The sequence below is a fragment of the Ensifer sp. ENS10 genome (assembly GCF_014852025.1).
Taxonomy (GTDB): Bacteria; Pseudomonadota; Alphaproteobacteria; order Rhizobiales; family Rhizobiaceae; genus Ensifer.
In genome coordinates this window covers 96,897-119,752 of the sequence record NZ_JACVAS010000012.1, presented here as the reverse complement: position 1 = coordinate 119,752, position 22,856 = coordinate 96,897, and the positions used below count along the sequence as shown (strand labels likewise).

At 62.9% G+C, this 22,856-nt stretch carries 25 protein-coding genes and 1 pseudogene; 14 read left to right on the top strand and 12 right to left on the bottom strand.

All coding sequences use genetic code 11. The features are described 5' to 3' along the window. Window positions 1-63 precede the first annotated feature (63 nt). Window positions 64-1,422, bottom strand: coding sequence for a sorbosone dehydrogenase family protein (locus tag IB265_RS30820; RefSeq protein WP_192495704.1), 1,359 nt, complete (start codon window positions 1,420-1,422; stop codon window positions 64-66). Window positions 1,423-1,518: 96 nt separating this feature from the next. After that, complete coding sequence (locus tag IB265_RS30815; RefSeq protein ID WP_192495655.1) at window positions 1,519-1,743, bottom strand: hypothetical protein; 225 nt, start codon at window positions 1,741-1,743, stop codon at window positions 1,519-1,521. A 27-nt stretch (window positions 1,744-1,770) separates the two neighbouring features. Here IB265_RS30815 and IB265_RS37855 point away from each other — a divergent pair, with 27 nt between their 5' ends. From IB265_RS37855 to IB265_RS30800, 4 genes and pseudogenes are all read left to right on the top strand, one after another. Further along, entirely contained in the window at window positions 1,771-2,010 is a 240-nt protein-coding gene (locus IB265_RS37855; RefSeq protein WP_192495703.1) for a biotin/lipoyl-binding protein, read from the top strand. A 53-nt stretch (window positions 2,011-2,063) separates the two neighbouring features. Further along, the gene (locus tag IB265_RS30805) at window positions 2,064-2,504 is read left to right on the top strand and encodes a hypothetical protein (RefSeq protein WP_192495654.1); all 441 of its coding nucleotides are present in this window, start codon (window positions 2,064-2,066) and stop codon (window positions 2,502-2,504) included. 164 nt (window positions 2,505-2,668) lie between these two features. Further along, window positions 2,669-2,860: pseudogene (locus IB265_RS37640) on the top strand (ArsR family transcriptional regulator); the annotation flags it as partial. After that, window positions 2,844-3,347 (top strand): SRPBCC family protein, encoded by a 504-nt coding sequence (locus IB265_RS30800; RefSeq protein ID WP_192495653.1) that lies wholly within the window; start codon window positions 2,844-2,846, stop codon window positions 3,345-3,347. The pseudogene IB265_RS37640 and the gene IB265_RS30800, both read left to right, overlap by 17 nt. Before the next feature lie 270 nt (window positions 3,348-3,617). Here the strand turns inward: IB265_RS30800 and IB265_RS37405 are convergent, their stop codons facing one another. Further along, window positions 3,618-3,740: a hypothetical protein gene (locus IB265_RS37405; RefSeq protein ID WP_256436680.1), complete on the bottom strand. Its 123-nt coding sequence runs from the start codon at window positions 3,738-3,740 to the stop codon at window positions 3,618-3,620. A 280-nt stretch (window positions 3,741-4,020) separates the two neighbouring features. On the opposite strand from IB265_RS37405, the gene IB265_RS30790 reads away from it, so the two are divergent. The 9 genes from IB265_RS30790 to IB265_RS30750 all read left to right on the top strand — a co-directional run bounded on the left by IB265_RS30790 (window position 4,021) and on the right by IB265_RS30750 (window position 12,242). After that, the gene (locus IB265_RS30790; RefSeq protein ID WP_192495652.1) at window positions 4,021-6,537 is read left to right on the top strand and encodes a heavy metal translocating P-type ATPase; all 2,517 of its coding nucleotides are present in this window, start codon (window positions 4,021-4,023) and stop codon (window positions 6,535-6,537) included. 100 nt (window positions 6,538-6,637) lie between these two features. Then, complete coding sequence (gene cueR / locus IB265_RS30785) at window positions 6,638-7,108, top strand: Cu(I)-responsive transcriptional regulator (protein ID WP_192495651.1); 471 nt, start codon at window positions 6,638-6,640, stop codon at window positions 7,106-7,108. Window positions 7,109-7,204: 96 nt separating this feature from the next. Continuing rightward, the gene (locus tag IB265_RS30780; protein WP_192495650.1) at window positions 7,205-7,597 is read left to right on the top strand and encodes a hypothetical protein; all 393 of its coding nucleotides are present in this window, start codon (window positions 7,205-7,207) and stop codon (window positions 7,595-7,597) included. A gap of 199 nt (window positions 7,598-7,796) precedes the next feature. After that, window positions 7,797-8,027: a hypothetical protein gene (locus IB265_RS30775; protein ID WP_112994697.1), complete on the top strand. Its 231-nt coding sequence runs from the start codon at window positions 7,797-7,799 to the stop codon at window positions 8,025-8,027. Next, window positions 8,024-9,487, top strand: a complete 1,464-nt coding sequence (locus tag IB265_RS30770) for a TolC family protein (protein WP_192495649.1) — start codon at window positions 8,024-8,026, stop codon at window positions 9,485-9,487. The genes IB265_RS30775 and IB265_RS30770 overlap by 4 nt, the downstream gene beginning before the upstream one ends. Window positions 9,488-9,501: 14 nt before the next feature. Beyond that, window positions 9,502-10,839 carry a multicopper oxidase family protein gene (locus IB265_RS30765; protein ID WP_057251532.1) on the top strand — a complete coding sequence of 446 codons (1,338 nt, stop codon included), beginning with the start codon at window positions 9,502-9,504 and terminating at the stop codon, window positions 10,837-10,839. Window positions 10,840-10,889: 50 nt separating this feature from the next. Continuing rightward, window positions 10,890-11,375, top strand: coding sequence for a plastocyanin/azurin family copper-binding protein (locus tag IB265_RS30760; RefSeq protein WP_246806100.1), 486 nt, complete (start codon window positions 10,890-10,892; stop codon window positions 11,373-11,375). 27 nt (window positions 11,376-11,402) lie between these two features. Beyond that, window positions 11,403-11,696, top strand: a complete 294-nt coding sequence (locus IB265_RS30755) for a copper-binding protein (protein ID WP_057251531.1) — start codon at window positions 11,403-11,405, stop codon at window positions 11,694-11,696. 90 nt (window positions 11,697-11,786) lie between these two features. After that, window positions 11,787-12,242, top strand: a complete 456-nt coding sequence (locus IB265_RS30750; RefSeq protein WP_375293099.1) for a DUF411 domain-containing protein — start codon at window positions 11,787-11,789, stop codon at window positions 12,240-12,242. 119 nt (window positions 12,243-12,361) lie between these two features. Here the strand turns inward: IB265_RS30750 and IB265_RS30745 are convergent, their stop codons facing one another. Both IB265_RS30745 and IB265_RS30740 read right to left on the bottom strand, forming a co-directional pair. Beyond that, complete coding sequence (locus tag IB265_RS30745) at window positions 12,362-12,763, bottom strand: VOC family protein (protein ID WP_192495646.1); 402 nt, start codon at window positions 12,761-12,763, stop codon at window positions 12,362-12,364. A gap of 145 nt (window positions 12,764-12,908) precedes the next feature. Beyond that, the gene (locus tag IB265_RS30740) at window positions 12,909-13,637 is read right to left on the bottom strand and encodes a phosphoribosyltransferase (protein ID WP_256436679.1); all 729 of its coding nucleotides are present in this window, start codon (window positions 13,635-13,637) and stop codon (window positions 12,909-12,911) included. Window positions 13,638-13,780: 143 nt separating this feature from the next. Here IB265_RS30740 and IB265_RS30735 point away from each other — a divergent pair, with 143 nt between their 5' ends. Further along, window positions 13,781-14,956 carry a M20 aminoacylase family protein gene (locus tag IB265_RS30735; protein WP_192495644.1) on the top strand — a complete coding sequence of 392 codons (1,176 nt, stop codon included), beginning with the start codon at window positions 13,781-13,783 and terminating at the stop codon, window positions 14,954-14,956. Between the two features lie 156 nt (window positions 14,957-15,112). Here IB265_RS30735 and IB265_RS30730 read toward each other — a convergent pair whose 3' ends face one another. From IB265_RS30730 to IB265_RS30700, 7 genes are all read right to left on the bottom strand, one after another. After that, window positions 15,113-16,894, bottom strand: a complete 1,782-nt coding sequence (locus IB265_RS30730) for an adenine deaminase (protein ID WP_192495643.1) — start codon at window positions 16,892-16,894, stop codon at window positions 15,113-15,115. After that, window positions 16,891-17,811 carry a nucleoside hydrolase gene (locus IB265_RS30725; RefSeq protein WP_057251527.1) on the bottom strand — a complete coding sequence of 307 codons (921 nt, stop codon included), beginning with the start codon at window positions 17,809-17,811 and terminating at the stop codon, window positions 16,891-16,893. Before IB265_RS30725 ends, IB265_RS30730 begins: the two co-directional genes overlap by 4 nt. Before the next feature lie 6 nt (window positions 17,812-17,817). Further along, on the bottom strand, window positions 17,818-18,846 hold the full coding sequence (locus IB265_RS30720) for an ABC transporter ATP-binding protein (protein ID WP_057251526.1): 1,029 nt from the start codon (window positions 18,844-18,846) through the stop codon (window positions 17,818-17,820). Further along, window positions 18,839-19,618 (bottom strand): ABC transporter permease, encoded by a 780-nt coding sequence (locus IB265_RS30715; RefSeq protein ID WP_057251525.1) that lies wholly within the window; start codon window positions 19,616-19,618, stop codon window positions 18,839-18,841. Before IB265_RS30715 ends, IB265_RS30720 begins: the two co-directional genes overlap by 8 nt. After that, a complete protein-coding gene (locus IB265_RS30710; RefSeq protein ID WP_057251524.1) occupies window positions 19,615-20,442 on the bottom strand; it encodes an ABC transporter permease in 828 nt (275 codons plus the stop codon). The genes IB265_RS30715 and IB265_RS30710 overlap by 4 nt, the downstream gene beginning before the upstream one ends. Window positions 20,443-20,542: 100 nt before the next feature. Continuing rightward, window positions 20,543-21,562, bottom strand: coding sequence for a PotD/PotF family extracellular solute-binding protein (locus tag IB265_RS30705; RefSeq protein WP_057251523.1), 1,020 nt, complete (start codon window positions 21,560-21,562; stop codon window positions 20,543-20,545). Next, the gene (locus IB265_RS30700; RefSeq protein WP_192495642.1) at window positions 21,559-22,638 is read right to left on the bottom strand and encodes a LacI family DNA-binding transcriptional regulator; all 1,080 of its coding nucleotides are present in this window, start codon (window positions 22,636-22,638) and stop codon (window positions 21,559-21,561) included. Before IB265_RS30700 ends, IB265_RS30705 begins: the two co-directional genes overlap by 4 nt. Window positions 22,639-22,856 lie beyond the last annotated feature (218 nt).

Sequence of the window (22,856 nt, the reverse complement as noted above, 5' to 3'; positions counted from 1 at the left end):
TTTCGGAGACGAACTCACGCCCCTCCCCTTCGCCAAAATGAGTTCTATACCTGCGCTCGGTTCTCAATTGCGTCGGCTTACGCGCCAAATGACGTTGCCGACGTCATCTGCCACAAGCAATGCGCCGCTTTTGTCGATCGCTACGCCGACCGGACGACCCATTGCCTTGTTGTCGGGGCCGATAAAGCCCGTGAGAATATCCTGTGGCCGGCCACTGGGTTTGCCATTTCGGAAAGGCACGAAGACAACCTTGTAGCCGCTGTAGACGCTCCGGTTCCAGGAGCCGTGCTGACCAACGAAAGCTCCGTTGCGATAGAGTGGGCCGATTGAAGCGCCCTTTGAGAACGTAAGACCCAGCGAGGCGGTGTGCGAGCCCAGCGCATAGTCCGGCTTGATAGCCTTGGCGACGAGATCGGGACGCTGTGGCTTGACGCGGGCGTCGACGTTCCCGCCGAAATAGCTGTAGGGCCAGCCGTAGAAGCCTCCATCGCGGACGGAGGTCATGTAGTCGGGGACGAGATCGTTACCGATCTCATCCCGTTCGTTGACGGCGACCCAGAGTTCGCCGCTCTGCGGATTCCAGGAGAGGCCGTTCGGGTTGCGCAGGCCCGAGGCGAAGACGCGCGTGCGGCGGCTTGCGCGGTCGATCTCGAGAACAGCGGCCCGGTTCGCCTCCGCTGCCATGCCGTTTTCCCCGACATTGCTGTTCGAGCCGACTGTAACGTACAGTTTGCGCCCGTCAGGGCTGGCGGTGACGTCCTTGGTCCAATGGTGGTTGAGATCGCCCGCCGGCAGATCGACAATCTTTTGCGCCGGAGCAGTTATACGGGTGCGGCCGCTCCTGTAGGGGAAGGCGACGAGGGCATCGGTGTTGGCGACGTAGATCCTGCCGTTCGAAAGAGTCATGCCGAAGGGCGAATTCAGTCCCTCCAGAAATGTCCGGCGCATGTCGGCGACGCCATCTCCATCGGTGTCGCGCAGGAGCGTGATCCGATTGGCGCTTTTGGTTGCCGCGCCGGCACGCTTCATTGCGGCGCCCATGACCAGCTTGCGGAGGCTGAAGCCGCCGCCCTTCTTTTCCGGCGCGTTACTTTCAGCAACCAGCACATCGCCATTGGGCAGGACGTGCAGCCAACGGGGGTGGTCGAGACCTGTGGCGAAGGCATTGACCCTTAAGCCTTTTGCGGGCGTCGGCGCCGTGCCGTCCCGCCAACCTTTCGCTTCGGCGATCCGGATCGTGGGGATAAGCGTCGGTCGCGGCTTTGGCAGCGTCGGGTTCGGCCCATAGCCGCCGTTGGAGGCAATTGCCCCCGTCTTCTGATCCGAAACGGCGACACAACCGGTGGCGAGGACACCTATGATGGAGACAATGATCGAGAGTCGCGGGATCCCGGTATTCGTCGGATGTCCTCCGAACGGAATGCATTTTTCGCCGCTTGTAACTTAGACACGAACCTCGCCGTTATTATTCCGTGGTTTTTGTGATCCGAGGTTCGCGCCCTGCGCGGCCAATCCACCCTACCCGTGCGGAGCAACGCTCGTTCTGATGCCAGCCGCGGCAAAGCGGGTGAGCTGAATCTGGGTTGCATCCTCGGTGTAAAGGACGTGAACCGCGCGGCCGCTCGCCGTGAGCTTTTCAGCTTCCTTGAAGGCGTCTTCAAAACTGACAGGTATTGCATCACTGGGCGTAGGGGGATCGTCCGGTTCCAACACGTAGAATGTGGCGTTTCGGATGTCTGTCATCGGTGCGCTCCTTTCGCGCAACAATAGCTGGCGAGCGCGATAGTTCCGGATCATAGGAGATTTGGCGGTCGCTGCATCATCGTTTCGCTTGCGCCCGACGTCACCGGGCTCGTCGATCGCGTTGCGGTCGCCGACAATGCCGTGGTTCGCAAGGGCGACGTTCTCTTCACCGTCGACAGGAGCCGGCGGCCTTCTCGCAGCCGGATTCTGGCCGCGTGCTTGGAACTAATGACGGGCGAGACTGTTTCAGCTGTGACTTTGGCATGACGCTGACGCGCCCTCCTGGCTGGGTAAGCCTCGATTTTGAGGAGACTCGCATCATGAAGATTTCGTCCAGATTTCGTTCAGTCGCGGCTGCGGTTATCGCTGCAGCAGGAATCAGCTTTGCCGGTGCCGCGCATGCCGACAGCGGTACGATCAGCTTCTCAGTCTACAAGGCGGCCTTCTTTGTGGGTGGTTCTGGCGGCGAGGGCACGCTGACCTTCCATGGTCGCCGCTATCCCATCTCTGTCGGCGGCATCTCGGGCGGCCTCGCCTTCGGGGCTTCTAAGACCTATTTCCATGGTACCGTTCGCCACATTCGCCGCGCCCGAGATGTGACGGGGGTCTACGGTGCGGCGGGCGGTGGCGGCGCGGTCGGCAAAGGGGCCCAGGTGATCGTCATGACCAATGACAAGGGCGCCCAACTCGAGCTCTCAGGCAAGCAGGTAGGCCTGCAAGTCAACGCCGATCTCAGCGGTATTGCCATCACGGTGAAGTAAGGGCCGTCGCTCCGTTCGTCGTCTCTGCAGTCGGCCCACTACGCTGAATACAGAGGTCGGCTTTCAGCGTTGGTCAATTCCAAACTGCTTTGGGCCCCCGCCCATCTTCATGCCAGCAGCCTTGAGGTCAAACCGGATTGATCCTGAGGGCGATACGTGCCCGACTCCCGAGGTCGGAGCTCGTCGTCACGCAGAAGGTCGGACGAGTGAGAACGTGCAAGCTTGGGAAACGCGGCCTCCAACCGGAGGCCGAGTGGATCGAGGCGCATCGCAAACTCTTCGAGGCCCGCTTCGAAGCATTGGACGAAATCATCCGCGAAATGAAAAAGGAGGGAAGCGATGATTCAGCAAGTTAACAGTCCAGGTGGTGAGCAGCACGGCATGTCAGTCGAGCGCAGAGGGGATCGCGAACTCGTCGTAACGCGGACATTCAATGCGCCGCCGAGCACGGTTTACAGGGCTTGGAGCCAGCCCGAGCTGTTCCAACGCTGGTGGGTGCCAAAATCGGCATCCGGCGTTTCGCTCGTATCGTGCGATATGGACGTCCGTACCGGCGGCAAATATCGGCTGGAATTCGGCGCCGGCGGTTCGGACACCATGGCCTTCTACGGCAAGTATCTCGAGGTGGTGCCGAACGAGCGCATCGTCTGGACCAACGACGAGGGCGAAGAGGGCGCGGTCACGACCGTAACCTTCGAGGACCAGAGCGGGAAGACGCTGCTGAATTTCCACGAAATCTATCCGTCCAAGGAGGCGCTTGAGGAAGCACTACAGGGCTCGGCGGCCGCATTGCCGGAACAGCTGGAGCAGCTCGACGAATTGCTTTCAAGCAAAGACGAGTAGCGCGGGTCGGGAAACTCGCCTCCGGGGGAACGTATGCTCTTGGGAACTCCACCGGGCATTCCGGAAGGAGCGAGGGCGCAAAGCCGTCGTTGAGCGTGGACCGCAGTTGGCATCGAGCACGATGTCGGACCAGCTTCTTCGCCTTGAACAGATTCGAGCCTTCCATCAGGGCTTTCGAATGCGAGAGCTTCTGGCTCACCTGGGACCGAGCTGAAATTGATAACGGCCGCACGTGGCCGCCGTTATCAAAGTTTCCCAGTCGGCTTGCGATCAGGCCTCCTCGTCCTGGAATGCTTCTTCGCGCGTCCGCCGGAAGGACGGCACGACCATCAGCACGAACATGCCAACCGTTGCGATAAGGAGCACAAGACTGATCGGGCGCGAGATGGTCATTGCGCGGCGAATGTTCGTTTCGAGAAGCGGACCGAGGACGAAGCCAAGTAACGGCGGGCCCGCTTAAATCGCGCGAGAGCGACTAATCAATTTTACATCAAGGACATACGCAAACGGAAACACCAAGATTTTTTGGGTTTGTGCCGTGTGTTTTTGGCGCCGCTTCAAATTAGTTTTGGCCCATCAGGGTTGGCGGCGCACAGAAAGTTCGGCAGCGCCATTGACCTTCCCATCGTTGGAAGCTCCATCTTGTGACAAAGACAGCGAAAGGAGCACGATCATGGGATCGGTGACCCCCATTAGAACGAACAATCTCGAAGCGATTTCCGCGGCCGCGCTGAGTGCGAGCATACCCGTCGAGGGCATGACCTGCGCGTCCTGCGTCTCCCGCGTTGAAAAGGCGATCCGCGCCGTGCCTGGTGTCACCGAAGCCTCGGTCAACCTCGCAACGGAACGCGCCGATGTTCGCTTCGATGCCAGCACCAAGTCCGCCGACATCGTCAAGGCGATCGAAAATGCAGGGTACGGCGCCGCCGAAGACACGATCGAACTCACAGTCGAAGGCATGACCTGCGCCTCCTGCGTCGGGCGCATCGAAAAGGCGCTGAAGGCGGTGCCGGGCGTCACGGGGGCCAATGTCAATCTGGCGACCGAGCGCGCCTCCGTACACGTGACGAAGGGGATCGCAACGGCCGCCGCGCTCGAGGAGGCGGTTCGCGTTGCCGGCTACGCCGCCAAGCGCATCACCGGCGACGAAAGCGCCGACCGCGAAGGCGAGAAGCGCGAACAGGAGACCCGCAAGCTCGCACGCTCGCTGCTGATCGCCGGCGTCCTGACGCTGCCGATCTTCGTGCTCGAAATGGGCTCGCACTTCATCCCGGCCGTGCATGGTTTCGTCATGACCAATATCGGCATGCAGGAAAGCTGGTATCTGCAGTTCGTGCTGACGACGCTGGTGCTCTTCGGCCCGGGCCTGCGCTTCTATGAGAAGGGCGTCCCCGCCCTCTTCCGCCTGGCGCCCGACATGAACTCGCTTGTCGCGATCGGCACGTCGGCCGCCTGGATCTATTCGGTCGTCGCAACCTTTGCACCGGATCTGCTGCCTGACGGCACTGCCAACGTCTACTACGAGGCGGCGGCCGTCATCGTCACGCTGATCCTGCTCGGCCGCTTCCTCGAAGCACGCGCCAAGGGCCGGACATCCGAGGCGATCAAGCATCTGATGGGCCTGCAGGCAAAGACCGCCCGCTTGGTCCGCAACGGCGAGACGATCGAGGTCCCGCTTTCCGACGTGCACGCCGGCGACACCGTGCTGGTGCGCCCCGGCGACCGCGTGCCCGTCGATGGCAGCGTCATCGACGGCAACTCCTATGTCGACGAATCGATGATTACCGGCGAACCGGTTCCGGTTGAAAAGGTCGCCGGCAGCGAGGTGGTGGGCGGCACGATCAACAAGACCGGCTCCTTCACCTTCCGTGCCACCAAGGTCGGCGCAGACACGGTGCTGGCGCAGATCATCCGCATGGTCGAGCAGGCCCAGGGCGCGAAGCTGCCGATCCAGTCGCTGGTCGATCGCGTCACCGCCTGGTTCGTGCCCGCAGTCATCGCCATCGCGCTTTTGACCTTCGGCATCTGGCTGGTCTTCGGCTCCGATCCGGCGCTGACCTTCGCGCTCGTCAACGGCGTCGCAGTTCTGATCATCGCCTGCCCCTGCGCCATGGGCCTTGCCACCCCGACGTCGATCATGGTCGGCACCGGCCGCGCCGCCGAAATGGGCGTACTCTTCCGCAAGGGCGAGGCACTGCAGACGCTGCGCAATGCCGCCGTCATCGCCGTCGACAAGACCGGTACCTTGACCAAGGGACGGCCTGAACTGACCGACCTAGAAACCGCCGCAGGCTTCGACCGCGATACCGTTCTGGCACTGGTCGCCGCCGTCGAAACCCGCTCCGAGCATCCGATCGCCGAAGCAATCGTCGAGGCCGCAAAGACAAAGGGCCTGGCGATCGCCGAGCCGGCGAAGTTCGAGGCCATCCCCGGCTTCGGCGCCAGCGCCGAAGTCACGGGCCGCACCGTCCATGTCGGCGCCGACCGGCTGATGGCGCAGTTGAAGCTCGACGTTTCCGCTTTCGCCGAGCAGGCGACCCGCCTCGGCTCCGAAGGCAAGAGCCCGCTCTATGCGGCGATCGACGGCAAGCTCGCAGCGATCATCGCCGTTGCAGACCCGATCAAGGAGACGACGCCGCAGGCGATCCGCATGCTGCACGACCTTGGTCTCAAGGTGGCGATGATCACCGGTGACAACCGCCGCACCGCCGAAGCCATCGCCGCCAAGCTCGGCATTGACGAGGTCATCGCCGAAGTCCTGCCCGACGGCAAGGTCGCAGCGCTGAAAAAGCTTAAGGCAGGCGGACGCGCTGTCGCTTTCGTCGGCGACGGCATCAACGACGCGCCGGCCCTGGCCGAAGCCGATGTCGGGCTGGCGATCGGCACCGGCACGGATGTCGCCATCGAAAGCGCCGACGTGGTGCTGATGTCCGGCGACCTGCTCGGTGTTCCGAATGCGATCGCGCTTTCCAAGGCGACGATCCGCAACATCAAGGAGAACCTGTTCTGGGCCTTCGCCTATAATGCCGTGCTGATCCCGGTTGCCGCCGGCGCGCTCTATCCGGCCTATGGGCTCCTGCTGTCGCCGATCTTCGCAGCCGGCGCCATGGCGCTGTCGAGCGTCTTCGTGCTCGGCAACGCCTTGCGGCTGAGGGCGTTTCGCCCGGTAGCGGCAGGACGCGCGGCATAAGATCGACATTCTCCCGGCTACCTGCCACGCATGGCGGAAGCCGGGGAGAGCCCTTATATTCGAAGGGAATGGCCGCGAGGGCGGCTGCAAGGATGAAATCATGAATATCGGCGAAGCTTCACGCGCCTCCGGCGTCTCGACGAAAATGATCCGCTATTACGAGACGATCGGCCTCATTCCACAGGCCGACCGCAGCGAAGCCGGCTACCGCAACTATGGCGACAACGACGTCCATACGCTGCGCTTCATCCGCCGCTCGCGGGATCTCGGCTTCACCGTCGAGCAGATGGCCGACCTCCTGGCGCTGTGGCGCGACCGATCGCGTGCCAGCGGCGAGGTCAAGAAGATCGCCCTCGAACATGTCGAGATCCTGGAACGCAAGGCGGAGGAGCTGAAGGCGATGAGCCGGACGCTGACGCATCTCGCGGCCCATTGCCATGGCGACGGACGCCCGGACTGTCCTATTCTTGACGATCTGGCCGATGCCGGGAACACCCCAGCAAAGCAGGCGGAGCCCGCCCGTTTCGGCACGGCCGGCATCGATCCTGTTCGCAACCGCCGCCGCGGATGACGTGGTCCCATGCGCTTGGCAAAGTCTCACGCATTCGTGACGGTGCGAAGCGCAAGCGGCATTGACAGGAATCGCGGGCGTTTTTACGGATCGATTATGGAAAAGGTGCGAACCACATATCTGCGTTTGCTGATTGTGCTGAAGCTGGCAGTCATGCTGTCGCTGGCCCTGCTGCCCTATTCCACCGCATCCGGCATGACACATGCGGCCACGCACGGCTCGATGCAGATCGAGGTGTCCTCGGACAACCCGATCCAGGCAGCGACCGAGCATTGCCCGAGCCTCGACAAGGGCAAGGTGAAGCCCATCCAACAGGACGGCAAGGCCGGCAAGAAGGATTGCTGCAAGACCTTCTGCGCCGCTGTGGCCGTTCTTGCCGATACCGGCAGCAGCCACCCCGTCGTCCCGCGTTCGATCCTCACCTTCGGACCGCAGTCGCAGCTCGCCCCGGGTGAACGCGACGGCCTACATCGCCCTCCAAAAGCCTGACTTCTGAATCCGTGACCGCTACTGCATGTTTCCTTTGGTCGTAGCCGATTGAAGGGCAAGAGCCTGCAGTAATGCAAAGCACAGCGGCCCTTGCGCGCCTGTTGAGGCGCTCGGTGCTGTAGCGCGGTCCGCGACGAGGCCCGCCCGGACTGTTGCCGGTCGGTCGCCGACCTCTGCCATTCACATTTCAGGTTTGACCATGAAACGATTGTTTTCCATGGCGCTCCTGCCCATGATCCTGGGCGGATGCGCTGCCACATTGCCTGCCGAGGTTTCAAGCCTTGGCGATCCCGCCGATAGCTCCAGCAGCATTCGAAGCACGCAGTATCGTAGCCCCATTTCAGGCTACACCCACCGCGAGCCGACCGGCCCCAAGGCCTGGGGCCCACTCAACGACGCACAGTCGACCGCCAAGGGAGACGCGTCATGATGAGCCGCAAGATCAAGCTGGCGGCGTTCATCGGCCTGCCGCTCGCGCTCGCCGGCTGCGCCACCAACGCCGAATATTCGGCCAGGGACGCTGGCTTTACGACGGTGGATGCGAAGGTTGCGACAGCTGCGACCAAGAAAAGCGTCTGGATCCAGAACCGCGCGCAGGCCGCCAAGGTCAATGCCGAGGTCAAGGCGCTCTTGAAGCGCAAGACGATCGACGCTGACACGGCCGTCCAGATCGCGCTTCTCAACAATAAGGGCCTGCAGGCCGCCTATGCCGATCTCGGCGACGCTTCGGCCGACGCCTGGCAGGCGACCCTTTTCCTTAACCCCACCGTCTCGATCGGCACGACCGGGATCGGCGCGCCGGAACTCGAAGCCTACCGCGCAATCGAGGGCCTGGTCACCACCAACATCCTGGCTCTTCTGACGCGCGACAAGACCATTGCCATCGCCGATGCCCGTTTTCGCCAGGCGCAACTTTCAGCAGCGCTCAGGACCCTGGAACTTGCCGCTGAAGCCCGTCGCGCCTGGATCGAGGCCGTCGCTGCTTGGGAAACCGTCGGACAGTTGAGCCGGGCCCAGATTGCTGCTGACGCCTCCTCGGAACTTGCCGCCAAGCTCGGTGAAACCGGTGCCATGGGCAAGGGCGCGCAGGCGCGGGAACATGTCTTCAATGCGGAACTTGCCGGACAGGCGGCCGAGGCGCGACTTGCCGCGCGGCTTGCCAAGGAGAACCTCACACGACGGATGGGCCTGTGGGGATCCGATGTCGACTACCAGGTACCGAACCGCCTGCCGGACCTGCCGAAGACGCTTGCCCGCAAGGATAGCATCGAGGCGGAGGCGCTGAAGCGACGCGTCGACTTGCAGATCGCCCGTCTCGATCTCGAGGCCGTCGCAAAATCCTACAAGCTGACCGAGGCGACCCGCTTCGTCACCGATCTGGAACTCGTCGCTGGTGCAGAAGCGGAACGGGAGCAAGAGGATCACGGCACCAAGGTCGAGACGACGGGCCAGTTCGAGCTCGAATTCGTCATCCCGATCTTCGACAGCGGCAATGCGCGCATGCGCAAGGCAGAGCTTGCCCACATGCGCTCGGCCAACCTGCTCGCCGAAAAGGCGGTCAATATCCGCTCCGAATCCCGCTCGGCCTACGAGGCCTATCGCTCGCGTTTCGAGATCGCCCGCCACTACCGCAACAGCGTCGTGCCGTTGCGCAGCAAGATCGAGGAGGAGGAGACGCTTAGCTACAACGGCATGATCACCAGCACCTTCGAACTGCTTGCCGACGTCAGGGCGAGGGTCGATTCGACCGTTCTCTCAGTCAATGCGAAACGCGATTTCTGGCTCGCCGACAGCGATCTGATGACGGCGATCCACGGTGGCGGATCAGGCGGAGCAGCCGAAGCAACGGCCGCCCCCGCGACGGCGGAAGCCGGCGCTGCAGGGCATTGAGAAGGAATAGGATCATGTTCAACAGAAGACACTTCCTTGGTGCAGGCGCGGCTCTCGTTTCCACCGCCGCATGGGCGCAAACCTCCAACTCCGGCCTGCCCGAAGCGGCAAGCATGGACAATGCCGCGACCCAGAAGCCGCTGGTGCCGACGAGCGGACCTGACTACAACCCGGTCGTCACCCTCAACGGCTGGACACTGCCACACCGCATGAACAACGGCGTCAAGGAATTTCACCTCGTCGCCGAGCCGGTCGAACGCGAAATGGCCGACGGTATGACCGCCTATCTCTGGGGTTACAACGGCCAGTCGCCGGGTCCGACGATCGAGGCGGTCGAAGGCGACCGCGTTCGGATCTTCGTCACCAACAAGCTGCCGGAACACACCACCATCCACTGGCACGGCATGATCCTGCCCTCGGGCATGGATGGCGTGGGCGGACTGTCGCAGCCGCACATCCCCTCGGGCAAGACCTATGTCTACGAGTTCGACCTCGTGAAGTCGGGCACCTTCATGTACCATCCCCACGCCGACGAGATGGTGCAGATGGCCATGGGCATGATGGGCTTCTTCGTGGTGCATCCGAAGGACCCGGACTTCATGCGCGTCGACCGCGACTTCGTGTTCCTGCTCAACGCCTACGACATCGATCCCGGCACCTACGTGCCGAAGATCATGGAGATGACCGACTTCAACATGTGGTGCTGGAACAGCCGGATCTTCCCCGATATCGACCCGCTGGTCGTGTCCAAGAACGACCGGGTGCGGGTGAGGGTCGGAAACCTCACCATGACCAACCATCCGATCCACATGCACGGCTACGATTTCGAGGTAACCTGCACCGATGGCGGCTGGGTGCGGCCGGAGGCGCGGTGGCCGGAAGTGTCGATCGACATCCCCGTCGGCGCCATGCGCGCCTACGAATTCGACGCAAAGTATGAGGGCGACTGGGCGATCCATTGCCACAAATCGCACCACACGATGAATGCGATGGGCCACGATATCCCGACCTTCATCGGCGCCGACAAGACATCGGTCGCGGCGAAGATCCGCAAGGTCAAGCCCGACTACATGCCCATGGGAACGGCCGGCATGGCCGACATGGGCGAAATGGAAATGCCGCTCCCCGACAACACGATCCCGATGATGACCGGCTGGGGTCCGCACGGCGCGTTGGAGATGGGCGGAATGTTCTCGGTGGTGAAGGTGCGCGAAGGCATCTCCGCCGGCGATTACAGCGATCCCGGCTGGTACGAGAACCCGCCGGGAACACAAGCCTGGGAGTGGACCGGCGAACTGCCGGAAGCAACGCGGGCAAAGGGTGCCAAGACCGTGATCACGCCGAAACCATGAAGCAACGGCTGACCACGATGAATTCTCTCAATTCCACCAGGAACCATACGATGAAGAAAACAGCATTCGCTCTGGCGCTCGTTGTCGCCTCTGCCTTCTCCACCCAGGCGCTCGCATCGGGCAGCCACGCGGGCGGCCACGACAAAGTGTCCGTCGGCGAGCCCGGTGACAGCAAGAAGGCGACGCAGACGATCCGCGTCACGATGAAGGAAACCGACGACGGCAAGATGATCTTCACCCCGGCGACCATCAAGGTGCGTCAGGGCCAGACCGTTCACTTCGCGATCAAGAATGCCGGCGAATTGGCCCATGAATTCGTTCTCGACGACAAGGCGACGATCCAGGAACACAAGATCACCATGGAGAAGTTCCCCGACATGGAGCACGACGACCCGAACGCCATCCGGCTCGAGCCCGGCAAATCCGGCGACATCTACTGGACCTTCACCAATGACGGCACCTTCGAGTTCGCCTGCCTGGTGCCCGGCCACTACGACGCCGGCATGCACGGTCCGCTCGACGTCGTGAAGAAGTAATCCCCGATCATAGAAAAGGATCTGACCATGAAGACCGTAGGTACATTCTTCGCAGCGCTTGCGCTCGCTGCCTCCGCCGCCGCCTTTGCCCTTCCCGCACACGCGGCGGAGTTCACCAAGGGCGTCGTCAAGAAAATCGATACCAAGGCCAAGAAGGTGACGATCGATCATGAAGACCTGAAGAACCTCGACATGCCGGCCATGACCATGGTGTTCCGCGTTGGCGACGATGCGGTGCTTGCCAAGCTCAAGGAAGGCGCCTCGATCGAATTCGTCGCCGACCGGGTCAACGGCAAGCTGACCGTAACCGAAGTCAAGTAAGCTGCGACAAACGGCCCGGGTCGAAATCACGCCGCCCGGGCCGGCACGATGCTATAGTCAGGCAGAACCGGAAAGGAGCGTCCAATGGACGTGTTACGTAGACATTTCGTAGCAGGCGCAATCGCAGGCATCACCCTCTTTGCGACAGCCGCCGCGGCTGCGGCCGGCACCATGGCCATCTACAAGGATCCGCAATGCGGCTGCTGCGAGCAATGGGCCGAGGCGATGGAGGCGGCCGGCTACAAGGTCGAGGTGCACGACGAGGCCGATATGTCGGCGATCAAGACGCGCTTCGCGGTGCCCGCCGACGTGGAAGGCTGCCATACGGCAGTAGTCGACGGCTACGTCATCGAGGGGCATGTGCCGCTGGAAGCGGTTCGCAAGCTTCTCTCTGAGCGGCCCGATATCGCCGGCATCGCCGTGCCCGGCATGCCCGCAGGCTCGCTCGGCATGGGCAATGACCCGCAGGCGTCCTACGACGTCTATACGATCGCCAAGGCAGGCGCCCAGTCGACGGTCTACTATCAGGTCCGTCCGGCGAATTAGGGCATTGGCTGCAAAGCGGCAGCGCTTCGGCCCCGAAGCGCCTCGCAAGCACGAAACCTGGGCGCTTCCTCTTTCGTCGGAAGCGTCTGGCCCCCAATGAAGCTCAGCCTCGCAGGAAGCTAGCGCTTCTCCAGTTCGACCGTGGATCCCAGCGCCTGCGGCTCCCCGACCTCGACGGCGTGCCCATCCGGATCATAGAAACGGAACACGCGCTGCCCCCAATCCTGCCGTTCGACCGGATGGATCAGTTCCACATGGGGCGCGACGCGTGCGAAAGCTGCGTCGACATCATCGTGTTCGAAATACAGGAGCAGGTTTCCTCGCCCATAGGGTTCCGCCGAGGCGAGTTCTTCCCGCCAGACTGTTCGCTCGAGCGAGCGGCCTTCGTGGATGGCAAAGCCGCCCTCGAAGAGGACGAAGTTTCCGAAGTCCTCGCGAACTGTCAGGCCGAGCGTCTTCTCGTAGAATTCCCGCGACCGGGCGATGTCGCGGACGAAAGGGATCGGATTGACGAAGCGCATGGACTTCCTTTCGCGAAGACTGCCGCTCGGATCAAAGCTTGCCTAAAGTTTTCACGTTGAAAGATGGCAAAGAGAATGCCGTTCGCGAAGCCCTCTCGGGCTCGGCCGTTTCATGGTAGCGCGCCTGTTTGCGATCTCTACGCGGTCAGACCACCTGCCAAGTGCCATCGTCGCTGCGCGCGAGCATCGGGGTCTGGAACACCCCCACGACGCGTTCCGGCCAATACGGCGCGAGGTTGGCGATCGGCTGTCGCCAGCGCTCGGTCTGCAGCATGGCGGCGCCGATCGCGACCGGCTCGATGCCGCAAGCCTCCATCAGGGTCAGCCCGGCCAGGATCGACGTGCCGCTCGATATCACGTCGTCGATCAGCGCGACACGTCGCCCCTCGAGCAGTGGAAGCATGCGCGGATCGACGTAGAGCCGCTTCTTCTGGTCCGGCGTCGTGATCGAGGAGAGCGGCACCGACAGGTCGTCGACATACCAGAATTTTCTTGATGTACCGAGCGGCACGTAGCGGCTATGGCCGAGCTTGCGCGCAACGGCAGAAGTAAGCGTCAGGCCCAATGTCGGGAGACCGGCCACGACATCGGGCTCGAAGGCGGCAAGCTTTGCCGCAAGTTCGGTGGCCAGCGCATCTTCCACCGCAAAGCTCGCCTGGTTGACGATCAGCGAGGCGAGCGCGTGCCTGCCATCCGAGAGCGGCCGGATCGGCAGCAATATCTGGCGGCCGTCGCCGAGCGTTGCCGGGAAGAAATCGCGATAACCCGCCTGAATGCCGAAACTTTTCGGCGGGTAAACCTCCTGCCAGAAGTCGTGAGGCTGCATCGGTTCCGTCCTCGTCTGCGCATTTCGCCCGGATTGAAAGGCGACCAAAAAAGCCGGTTCGCTGTTCTGATCCCGGTGGTTTTCGTCTATACCGTTTGCGACTTCGATCAAACCGAAAGGGCACCGTGCAGCGAGCAAAGCGCGCGGAATTCACAAGCCCTTCGCCAGATGAACCACGGGAATACCTGAACATGCGCCTGCCAGACGGAATTGCTGACGACCTCGCCTTCCTCACGGACTTCCGTCGCGATCTGCATGCCCATCCGGAACTCGGGTTCGAGGAGGAGCGCACCAGCGACCTCGTTGCCAAATGGCTCGAGGCCGCCGGGCTAAAGGTCCATCGAGGCTTGGGAAAAACCGGCGTCGTCGGCACCCTGCAAGTGGGCAACGGCACGCGCTCGATCGGTCTTCGCGCCGACATGGACGCACTCGCCATGCCCGAAATCGCCGACCGACCCTACAAGTCCCGCGAAGCCGGCAAGATGCATGCCTGCGGCCATGACGGCCACACCACATTACTGCTCGGTGCCGCCCGCCATCTGGCAAAGACCCGCAATTTCTCAGGCACCGTTCATTTCATTTTCCAACCGGCCGAGGAAGGCCGCGGCGGCGCGAAGCGCATGGTCGAGGAAGGGCTGTTTCAGCGTTTTCCCTGCGACGCCGTCTACGGTCTGCACAACATGCCCGGCCTCGATCCGGACGAAATCGCCGTCGTCGCCGGGCCGCAGCTCGCCTCCTCGGACAGCTGGCGTCTGACCTTCCGCGGTGTCGGAACCCACGGTGCCAAGCCGCATCTCGGCCGCGACCCCGTAACGGCGGCCGGTACCTTCCTTGCCTCGCTGCAGTCGATCGTCGGCCGCGTCGTCGATCCCTTGCAACCGGCCGTCGTCAGCGCCTGCTCCGTGCGTGCCGGCGACCCAAAAGCACTGAACGTGATCCCCGACATCGTGGAAATCGGCGGCACCGCCCGCGCCTATACACCCGAAGTGCGCGACCAGCTCGAAACCGAGATCGGACGACTGGCCCGGGGCACGGCGGAAATGTACGGGATTGCGGTCGACTACGAATTCGAGCGCCGCATCCCACCCGTCGTCAACGATGGCGATGCGACCGCCCGGGCGCTGAAGGCGGCCCAAACCGTCTTCGGCAAAAAGACCCGCACGGCATTTCCGCCCTCCACCGCCGGCGACGATTTCGCCTTTTTCGGGCTCGAAGCTCCGGGCTGCTATGTGTGGCTCGGCAACGGCCCCGCCGTCGACGGCGCGCTGCATCACAACACCGCCTATGATTTCAACGACGCCGCGATCGGCCCGGGCGTTGCCTTCTGGTCGACGCTGGTGGAGCAGGAGCTGCCGCGCGCCGAATAGCGCGCGCCAGCCCGGGCGCGTGGCCGCAAATCACCCGAAGATGCGCAATTTCAGGGGCTTGTATCAGTTCTCTGAACGGAGAAGCGATCTGTCCCATTGGAGCTGAGAGCGGATCGCACAGGCGGCTTAAACCGAGCTGACCGCGCGAGTTACACCTCAAAGCACTTCCAATATCGGGCTTTCCATCAGTTTGCCGATTGCGACATCGGCGATGCCGCGGTCGGTCTGGTGCGGTCCGGCGTTGCAGGCGAGCGTCGCGCCAAAGCAGGCCTTGAAGACCAGATAGGGTGGCTGCCAATCCACAATGCGGCCAACAGCATCGCGAAGTTCTGCGAAGCCGGCAGCTATCTCCGCGAGCGGCTGTTCCGAAACCAACCCGCAAATCGGTAGCGGCAGGAGAACGTCAACCTTGCCGCCGGACGCGACGGCCATGCCGCCGCCGGCGGCGATCACCGCATTGGCCGCCACAGCCATGTCTGCAGCGTTGCCACCGAAGACGGTGAGGTTGTGGCTGTCGTGCGAGACCGTGGTGGCGAAGGCCCCGCGCCAGGCGCCCCAACCCGAAAGCAAACCGACGCGTGGCCGGCTGTCAGCGCGCCCGTGGCGGTGCGCGACTGCGATCACCGTAGTCCCCTCGGGCGGCACGACGAAGCCGCCTTCCACCTCGGCAACTGCTTCGGCCCATTGGGTGAAACGCGGGCGATCGATGGTCGCGACGCGCACCTTCGTTCCGGCAGCGCAGATGCGGAAATCGGCCTCTGCGAGCGGTGCAATTTTCATCGTGCCGTATAACGGCGCGACATCGATGTCAGTCAGCGGCTCGATCATGTCACCGCTCTTCGCGATGACCTTGCCGTCGACGATCACCGTGCGCGTGCGGAACTCGCTCAGGTCCTCGAAGACCACGATATCCGCCCGGCGTCCGGGCGCAACGAGCCCCAGATCGTGCCGGCCGAGCCGGACGGCACCGTTGAGCGTCGCCGCCCGTAGCGCCCATTCGGCGGGCAGGCCGTAGCGGACCAACCGGCGGACGACATCATCAAGGCCGCCAGCGCGGGCGAGATCGTCCGGAAAGACGTCGTCGGTACAGAGCGTCACCGTCTGAGGAAGATGGCCTAGGGCATTGAGGGTATTGACGAACTCAGGCAACAGGTGATCGTGCGAGCCGCGCAGTTCAATCGACAACCCTGCTCTCAGCTTCGCCATCAGATCGTCGCCGGACACGAGCTCGTGGTCGGAGCTGACGCCTGCGGTGACGAACGCCTGAAGGTCGGTGCCGGCAAGGCTGCGCGCATGGCCGTTGACCGGCTTGCCGGCGGCGAGCCCGGCCTGGACGATAGCGCTGATGCGCGCCTCGCCGTCGATGACGCCGCGCATGTTCATCATCTCGGCAATGCCGCCGATTTCCGGCCAGCTCAAAATGTCGGCGATGATGCCAGCGTCGAAATCGGCGCCGGCCAGTTCCAGACCCGGCGCCGACGGTACGCTGGACGGCGCCAGCAGAACGGTGCGCAGCGGCAGATCGCGAATGGCATCCGCAGCCCACCGCACTCCAGCGACACCGTTGACGTTGCCGAACTCATGCGGGTCCCAGACAACGGTCGTGACACCACGCGGCAGCACCGCGTTGGCATAGGTCGCCGGTGTCACCATCGAACTTTCGACATGCATATGCGTATCGATCAGGCCAGGTGAAACGGAGGCACCGCCCGCATCGATGATATCAGCCGCGTCGCTGCGCGTGCCGGGCTCGTGCACGCTCGCAATCAACGATCCGACCACACCGATATCGGCCGGACGAAGCTCGCCGGTGACCACGTCGACCAGCGTCCCGCCTTGTATCAGGATGTCGAAGGGTTGCTCACCGCGCGCTGCGGCCACCGCGCGGGTCCGGAGCGCCGCATCGGCCAGGTCCTGAGGCTGCAGCACGGAGTTCATTTCTGCGCTTCTTTCATCAACGCACCCAGGATCTGGGCCCGCGTCGTCTCGACGTGTGCGTCAACGGCGTATTCGGCATTGAAGGTCGCATGGCTCGCGCGGGTTTCGACGACGGTACGCCCTCGCGTCAGGGATCCGCCAAGCTCGACATCGATACGTGCGCTCTTAAAGGAGACTGCGCCGGGGTTGACGAAGGCGACGGCGGCTGAGGGGTCATAGATCGCCATGCCCGGGCGTCCTCGGCTGGTACCGATCGAGATGTATCCGGCAAGCAGATCGGCGATCAGCGCGGCATTGACGCCGCCGGCCGAGCGGATCGGCGCAACGTCGTCCGGATAGGCAAAGACCTTGCGGCAGAGATCGAGATCGACCATGCGCAGCGGCAGGCCGTGCGCGAGCACGATGGCAAGCGCCTCCGGATCGGCAAAGGCGTTGAATTCGGCGGAGGCTGTGTGGTTGCCGCTCGTGACGCCGCCGCCCATCCAGGTAAGGTCGGTGATGCGCGCGGCAAGGTCCGGGCGGGCAAGGCAGAGGGCGCCAAGGTTGGTGAGCGGCCCGAGAGCGAGAATGCGCTTTGGCCCTTCCTGTTCCAACCAGGCTGAGAGAGCAGCGAAAGCGTCGCTTTGCGGCAGTGCATCGGCTCGCGGCAGCGTCAGCCCGGCGGTCGGCATGCCGGCCTCGCCGAGAATACGTTCGGCAGTCTCAAGCCTGCCAAGCACTGGCGAGGCGCGGCCCTCATGGATGGGGAAGTTCCAGCCGAAGGCGAGCGCGGCACTGGCGGCGTTGCGCTTCACCTGTTCGATCGGCGTGTTGCCGAAGACGAGCGAAACGCCGTCGATTTCTTCAGCGGCATGAAGGACGACAAGCACCGCGGCGATGTCGTCGAAGCCCATGTCCGTATCGATCCAGACACCCATATGACGTCAACCGAACTTCTTGAGGCGCGCAGCCTTGTCGACCGGGAGATCGAAGGCAATCGTAGAGCCGGTTTCGCGCGCCGCCAATGCGGCATCTTCCTCGGCCTTGATGGCACCGAGCGGCGTATCGAGCAGGTATTCGCGCGTGCTGCCGGAGAAAGAGGCTCCGCGCACGGTGCCTTGGAAAGGACCTGAACCAAGGGTCACCATGCGCGGACGCCACGCAAGCCCTGCCGTGTCAGGCGGCAGGGATCCGGAAAGATCGATCGGGCCGTTGCCGACCGCAAGCTTGCCGCCCTCGACGGCAAAGATGTTCTCGAAGCCGACGAAATCGGCGACGAAGCGCGAGATCGGGCGGTTGTAGATATCCTCGGGCGTGCCGATCTGCTCAATCGCGCCGTTGAGCATGACGACGATCCGATCCGCCAGCGACAAGGCTTCGCCCTGGTCGTGGGTGACGAAGATCATCGTGACGCCGGTTTCCTTCTGGACGCGCTGCAATTCCGTTCGCATTTCGAGGCGCAGGCGGGCGTCGAGGTTCGACAGCGGCTCGTCGAGAAGCAGCACCTTCGGCTCCATGACCATCGAGCGCGCCAGCGCCACGCGCTGCTGCTGGCCGCCCGAGAGTTCGCCCGGCTTGCGGGCGGAGAACTTCGAAAGCCCGACCGACTTCAGCCCGGCCGTTACCTTGCTCTCGATCTCTGTCGCCGGCAGCTTCTTCAGCCGCAGGCCGAAGGCGACGTTTTCGAACACGGTCAGGTGCGGGAACAGTGCATAGGACTGGAAGACTAGTCCGACGGAGCGCTTGTTTGCGGAGACCCGAGTGATATCGGCACCGTCGAGCCTGATGGCACCGGAGGCCGGCGTCAGCAGGCCGGCGATCGAGCGCATCGTCGTCGTCTTGCCGCAACCGGACGGTCCGAGGAACGCCACGAGTTCGCCCTTGCGGATCGAAAGGTCGAGATCCTTCACCGCAACGGTATCGCCATAGGCGAGCGTCAGTTTTTCAAGGCTGAGGAAGGCGGCGTCAGACATAGCGAGAGAATCCCAGGAAGCGTTCGGCAAGGAAGACGATGCCGATGGACATGAAGGCGAGCAGTGCCGAGAGGGCGGCGACCGACGGATCGTAGGTGATCTCCATGTAGGAGAGCATGTCGATCGGCAGCGTGCGCACGCCGGGGCCGGAAAGGAAGAGCGATACCGGCACCTGGTTGAAGCTCGTGACGAAGCCGAGGATGAAGGCGGCCAAGATGCCGCTGCGGATGTTCGGCATCACCACGCGGAAGAAGGCGCCGGCGCGCGAGGAGCCGAGCAGCACGGCCGCCTCCTCGATGTCGGAGCGCAGGTTGTTGAGGCTCGCCGAGACCACCCGCACCGCATAGGGCAGAACCAGCGCCGTATGCGCGAGAAACAGGGTCAGCGTGATGTTGAAACCGAAGGGCACGACGATGTAGCGCAGCAGCGCCAGGCCGACGATGATGCCCGGCACAATGATCGGCAGCGACACGATCGTGCGGATGGTTTCGCCGAACGGCAGCTTGTAGCGTGAAAGCGCATAGGACGCGGGAACGCCAAGCACAAGCGCCGCAGCCGTACCGCCGATCGCCAAAAGCATCGAGATCGCGAAGCTCTCGCGGAAGCTCTCGACAGTGAAGACCTTGGCGACCCATTTGAGCGAGAAGCCCTGCGGTGGGAAGGCCAGCGTCTCGCCGCCTGAAAGCGAGGCGGCGACGATGATGAAGAACGGCCCTATCAGGAAGCCAATCACCAGGAAGAGCACAAGGGGTGAAAAGACGCGGGGTGTCATCGCTTGTTCCTCGCGGTGGCAAGCCGTTTCAAAAGAAGATTGGCGGCAAAGCTCATGACGATCAAAATGAAGGCGATGACGCTGGCTGCGACGAAATCGTTGGCGACGGTGACGCGCTGGTAGAGCAGCGTTTCGAGCATCAGCACCTTGGAACCGCCGAGGATCGCAGGCGTGATGTAGGCCGTCAGCGAGCCGGTGAAGACCAGTGTGCCGCCGATCACAAGGCCCTCTTTGGTGAGCGGCAGGATCACCTTGAAGAACACCTGGAACCAGTTGGCGCCAAGAACACGCGCCGCAGGAATTGCATCCTTCGGCATGTTCTCAAGCGCGCTGATCAAGGACAGGATCATCAGCGGCAGGAAGAGCTGAAGGAGACCGATGAAGACGGCCGTTTCGGTAAAGAGAAAGCGGATCGGCTCATCCGAGAGGCCGACCAGTTGCAGCGCCTGGTTAACGATGCCGGTGCGGCCGAGGATGACGATCCAGGCATAGGTGCGGGCAACCGACGAGATCATCAGCGGCAGCACGACGAGGCCGATCATCTGCCCCTTGTTGCGCGGCGTCAGATTGACGATGGCAAAGGCCGCGGCATAGCCAATGACCGCCGAAACAGCGGTGACCATCAGACCAAGTCGGAAGGTACGCAGGAAGACGGTGCGGTTCAGCGGATCCGAGAAAAAGGTCGTATAGGCCGACAGCGACCAGCTGTCGGCGTTGCGAAAGCCTTCCGCCAGCAGGATCACCACCGGCGCAAGAAAGACGATCGCCGCAAAGACCGCTGCGGGCAGAGCGAGCGCCAGGGCTTCGGCGCGGTTCTGAAACATCCTTCTTCCTTTCAAGGCATCAAGTAGAGCGGCCTGCCCGTCCCGGTGGCCGTGGCTCCACCGGCCGAAAAGTTCGGCCGATGGAGTTCAGTTGTTTGGCTTACTGGCCGACCTGCGCGTTCCACTCCGACAGCCACGCTTCGCGGTTGTCGAGGGCAACAGCCGAGGGGATCAGCTTCAGGTTCTTCACCGTCTCTTCGCCGTAGGTCAGGTTCTCGGCGATCTCCGGCGAAACCTTGACGTCCTTGTTGGCCGGGCTGTCGACCAGCTTTTCGGCGAGCGCCGTCTGGATTTCGGTCGAGAGCCAGAAATCCATGAACTGAAGCGCCAAGTCCTGGTTCTTGCCGCCCTTGGTCAGCACCATCACATTCATGCCGCCGGTCTGGCCTTCCTTCGGCGTTGCCCACTTGATTGGCAGGCCGAGCTTGGTGAAGCCTTCCCAAGAGAAGCGGCCGATCGGTGCGGCCCAGATCTCTTCCTGCTGCATCAACTGCACGAGCTGCGAAGACTTGACGTAGAAGGTGACGATGTCGTCCTTCTTGGCACCGACGGCGGCAATCGCTTCCTTGAGGTCCGGCGTATTCTTGCCGATGGCCTCGCCAACCATGTAGAGCGCCGGCGGGCCTTGGTTGGTCGTGACGTTCGGGAAGGCGACGTGGCTGGCGTTCTTCTCGTCGAGCAGATCGGCCCAGGAATTCACTTCCATCTTGTCCGAGCGATAGACGATCGAGGTTGCGTAGAAGGTGTAGCCGACGCTCATGCCGTCGCCGTTCGGATCCTTGGCAAGGTCATAGAGCTTGTTGAAGTTCTGGAGCTTCGAGGTGTCGATCTTTTCGATCAGGTCAGCGCGCGAAGCCGAGAGCGCGTCGGCCATCGAAACGACGGCCATGTCGACAACCGGGCTTGCCTTGTTGGCTTCCATCTTTGCCAGGCGCTCGACGCTGTTGCCGGTTTCGACCACCAGCTTGCAACCGCACTTCTGCTCAAACGGCGTGTAGACAAGCTCCTTGAATGCGTCCTGGGCAAAGCCGTAGACGGAAATTGTGAGCGTCTTTTCCTGAGCAGACGCGGCAGGGGCGACGAGCAAGAGCGCGCTCGAGGCAAGCAGGAACTTCTTCATGACTGGTGTCCTCCTTCGGTGACGGATGTGGCTGCGGTGGCAGTGGTATGAACGGGTTGAAGCGCGGGCGGTGCGGCGGCCGATTGCCTGACGACCAGATGCATCGGCACTTTCGACTTCTCGGCCGTGACCGGTGCGCCGATCTCGGGATCGAACGGATCGCGCTCGCGGATCGCCTTGACGAGCGCGGCAACGGCAATCGCGGCAATCTCGGTCATGTCCATGCGCGCGGTCGTGAGCGCTGGAGTGATAACCGGCGACCAGATCAGATCGTCAAAACCGGTCACGCTCGCCTTTTCCGGAACATTGATGCCGGCGCGCTGCAATTCGGTCAGTGCCCGGAGCGCATGGAGATCGGAGATGCAGGCAAACGCGGTGTAGCCTTCCGCCACCTTCCCGGCGAGCCCGAGCGGACAGCCCTTTCCGGACACTTTCTCCAAGGGCTCGATCCAGAGCGTGTCGGTATGAAGCCCTTGGCCGAAGACGGAGCGGATGCCGCCGGCGCGGTCGTTCTGCACGTTCGAGGCGGGATTGTTGCCGATGATCAGCACGCGCCGGTGCCCGAGCGCCTTCAGGTGCTCGGCGATCTGCTGGCCGCCACCCCAGTGGTCGGCGGCAACCGTGTTGCCGGGCGTCGAGGGCGTATCGATGACGGCAACCGGACAGCCGACATCGGCGACGCGGGTACCGCGCCGCGGCACGATCACCAGGCCGTCGACGTCGCGGTCGATCAGCCGCTCGATCGCCTTGGTCTGGGTCGAGACGTCGCCGCGCGAGTCCGCAATCAGCACGCCGTAGCCCGACGACGAGGCGGCAAGCTCGATCGCCTGGGCGATCTGGGGGAAGAGCGGATTGGCGATATCGGGAAGAACGAGACCGATGACGCCGGTGCGACCGGTCCTGAGCGCCCTGCCCGCCTGGCTCGGTACGTAACCGAGCTCGGCCGCGGTCGCGCGGATCTTCTCCACCATTTCGGCAGACACGCGGCCCTTGCCGGAGAGCGCGTTCGAAACCGTGGCTGCGGACACGCCGAGCGTTCTGGCAATCCTCGTTAGTTTTGGTCCGGAACGCGCCAAAATCCGTGGTTTCCGCTATCGCATGATTAAACGATTAATCATGCGATATATCAGAATCTCCTGGGTGTCGAATCCTTTTGTCGACGTGTTGCATTTTGCAATTTTCGAGGGAAAATCGTCATGAATAACAATCGACGTCCCCCCTTATTCCAAGCCGGCAATCCTGCATAAAGCTTATGGAGAAGACCGTTCAAAATCAGAGTTGGGTGGCGGCCCAA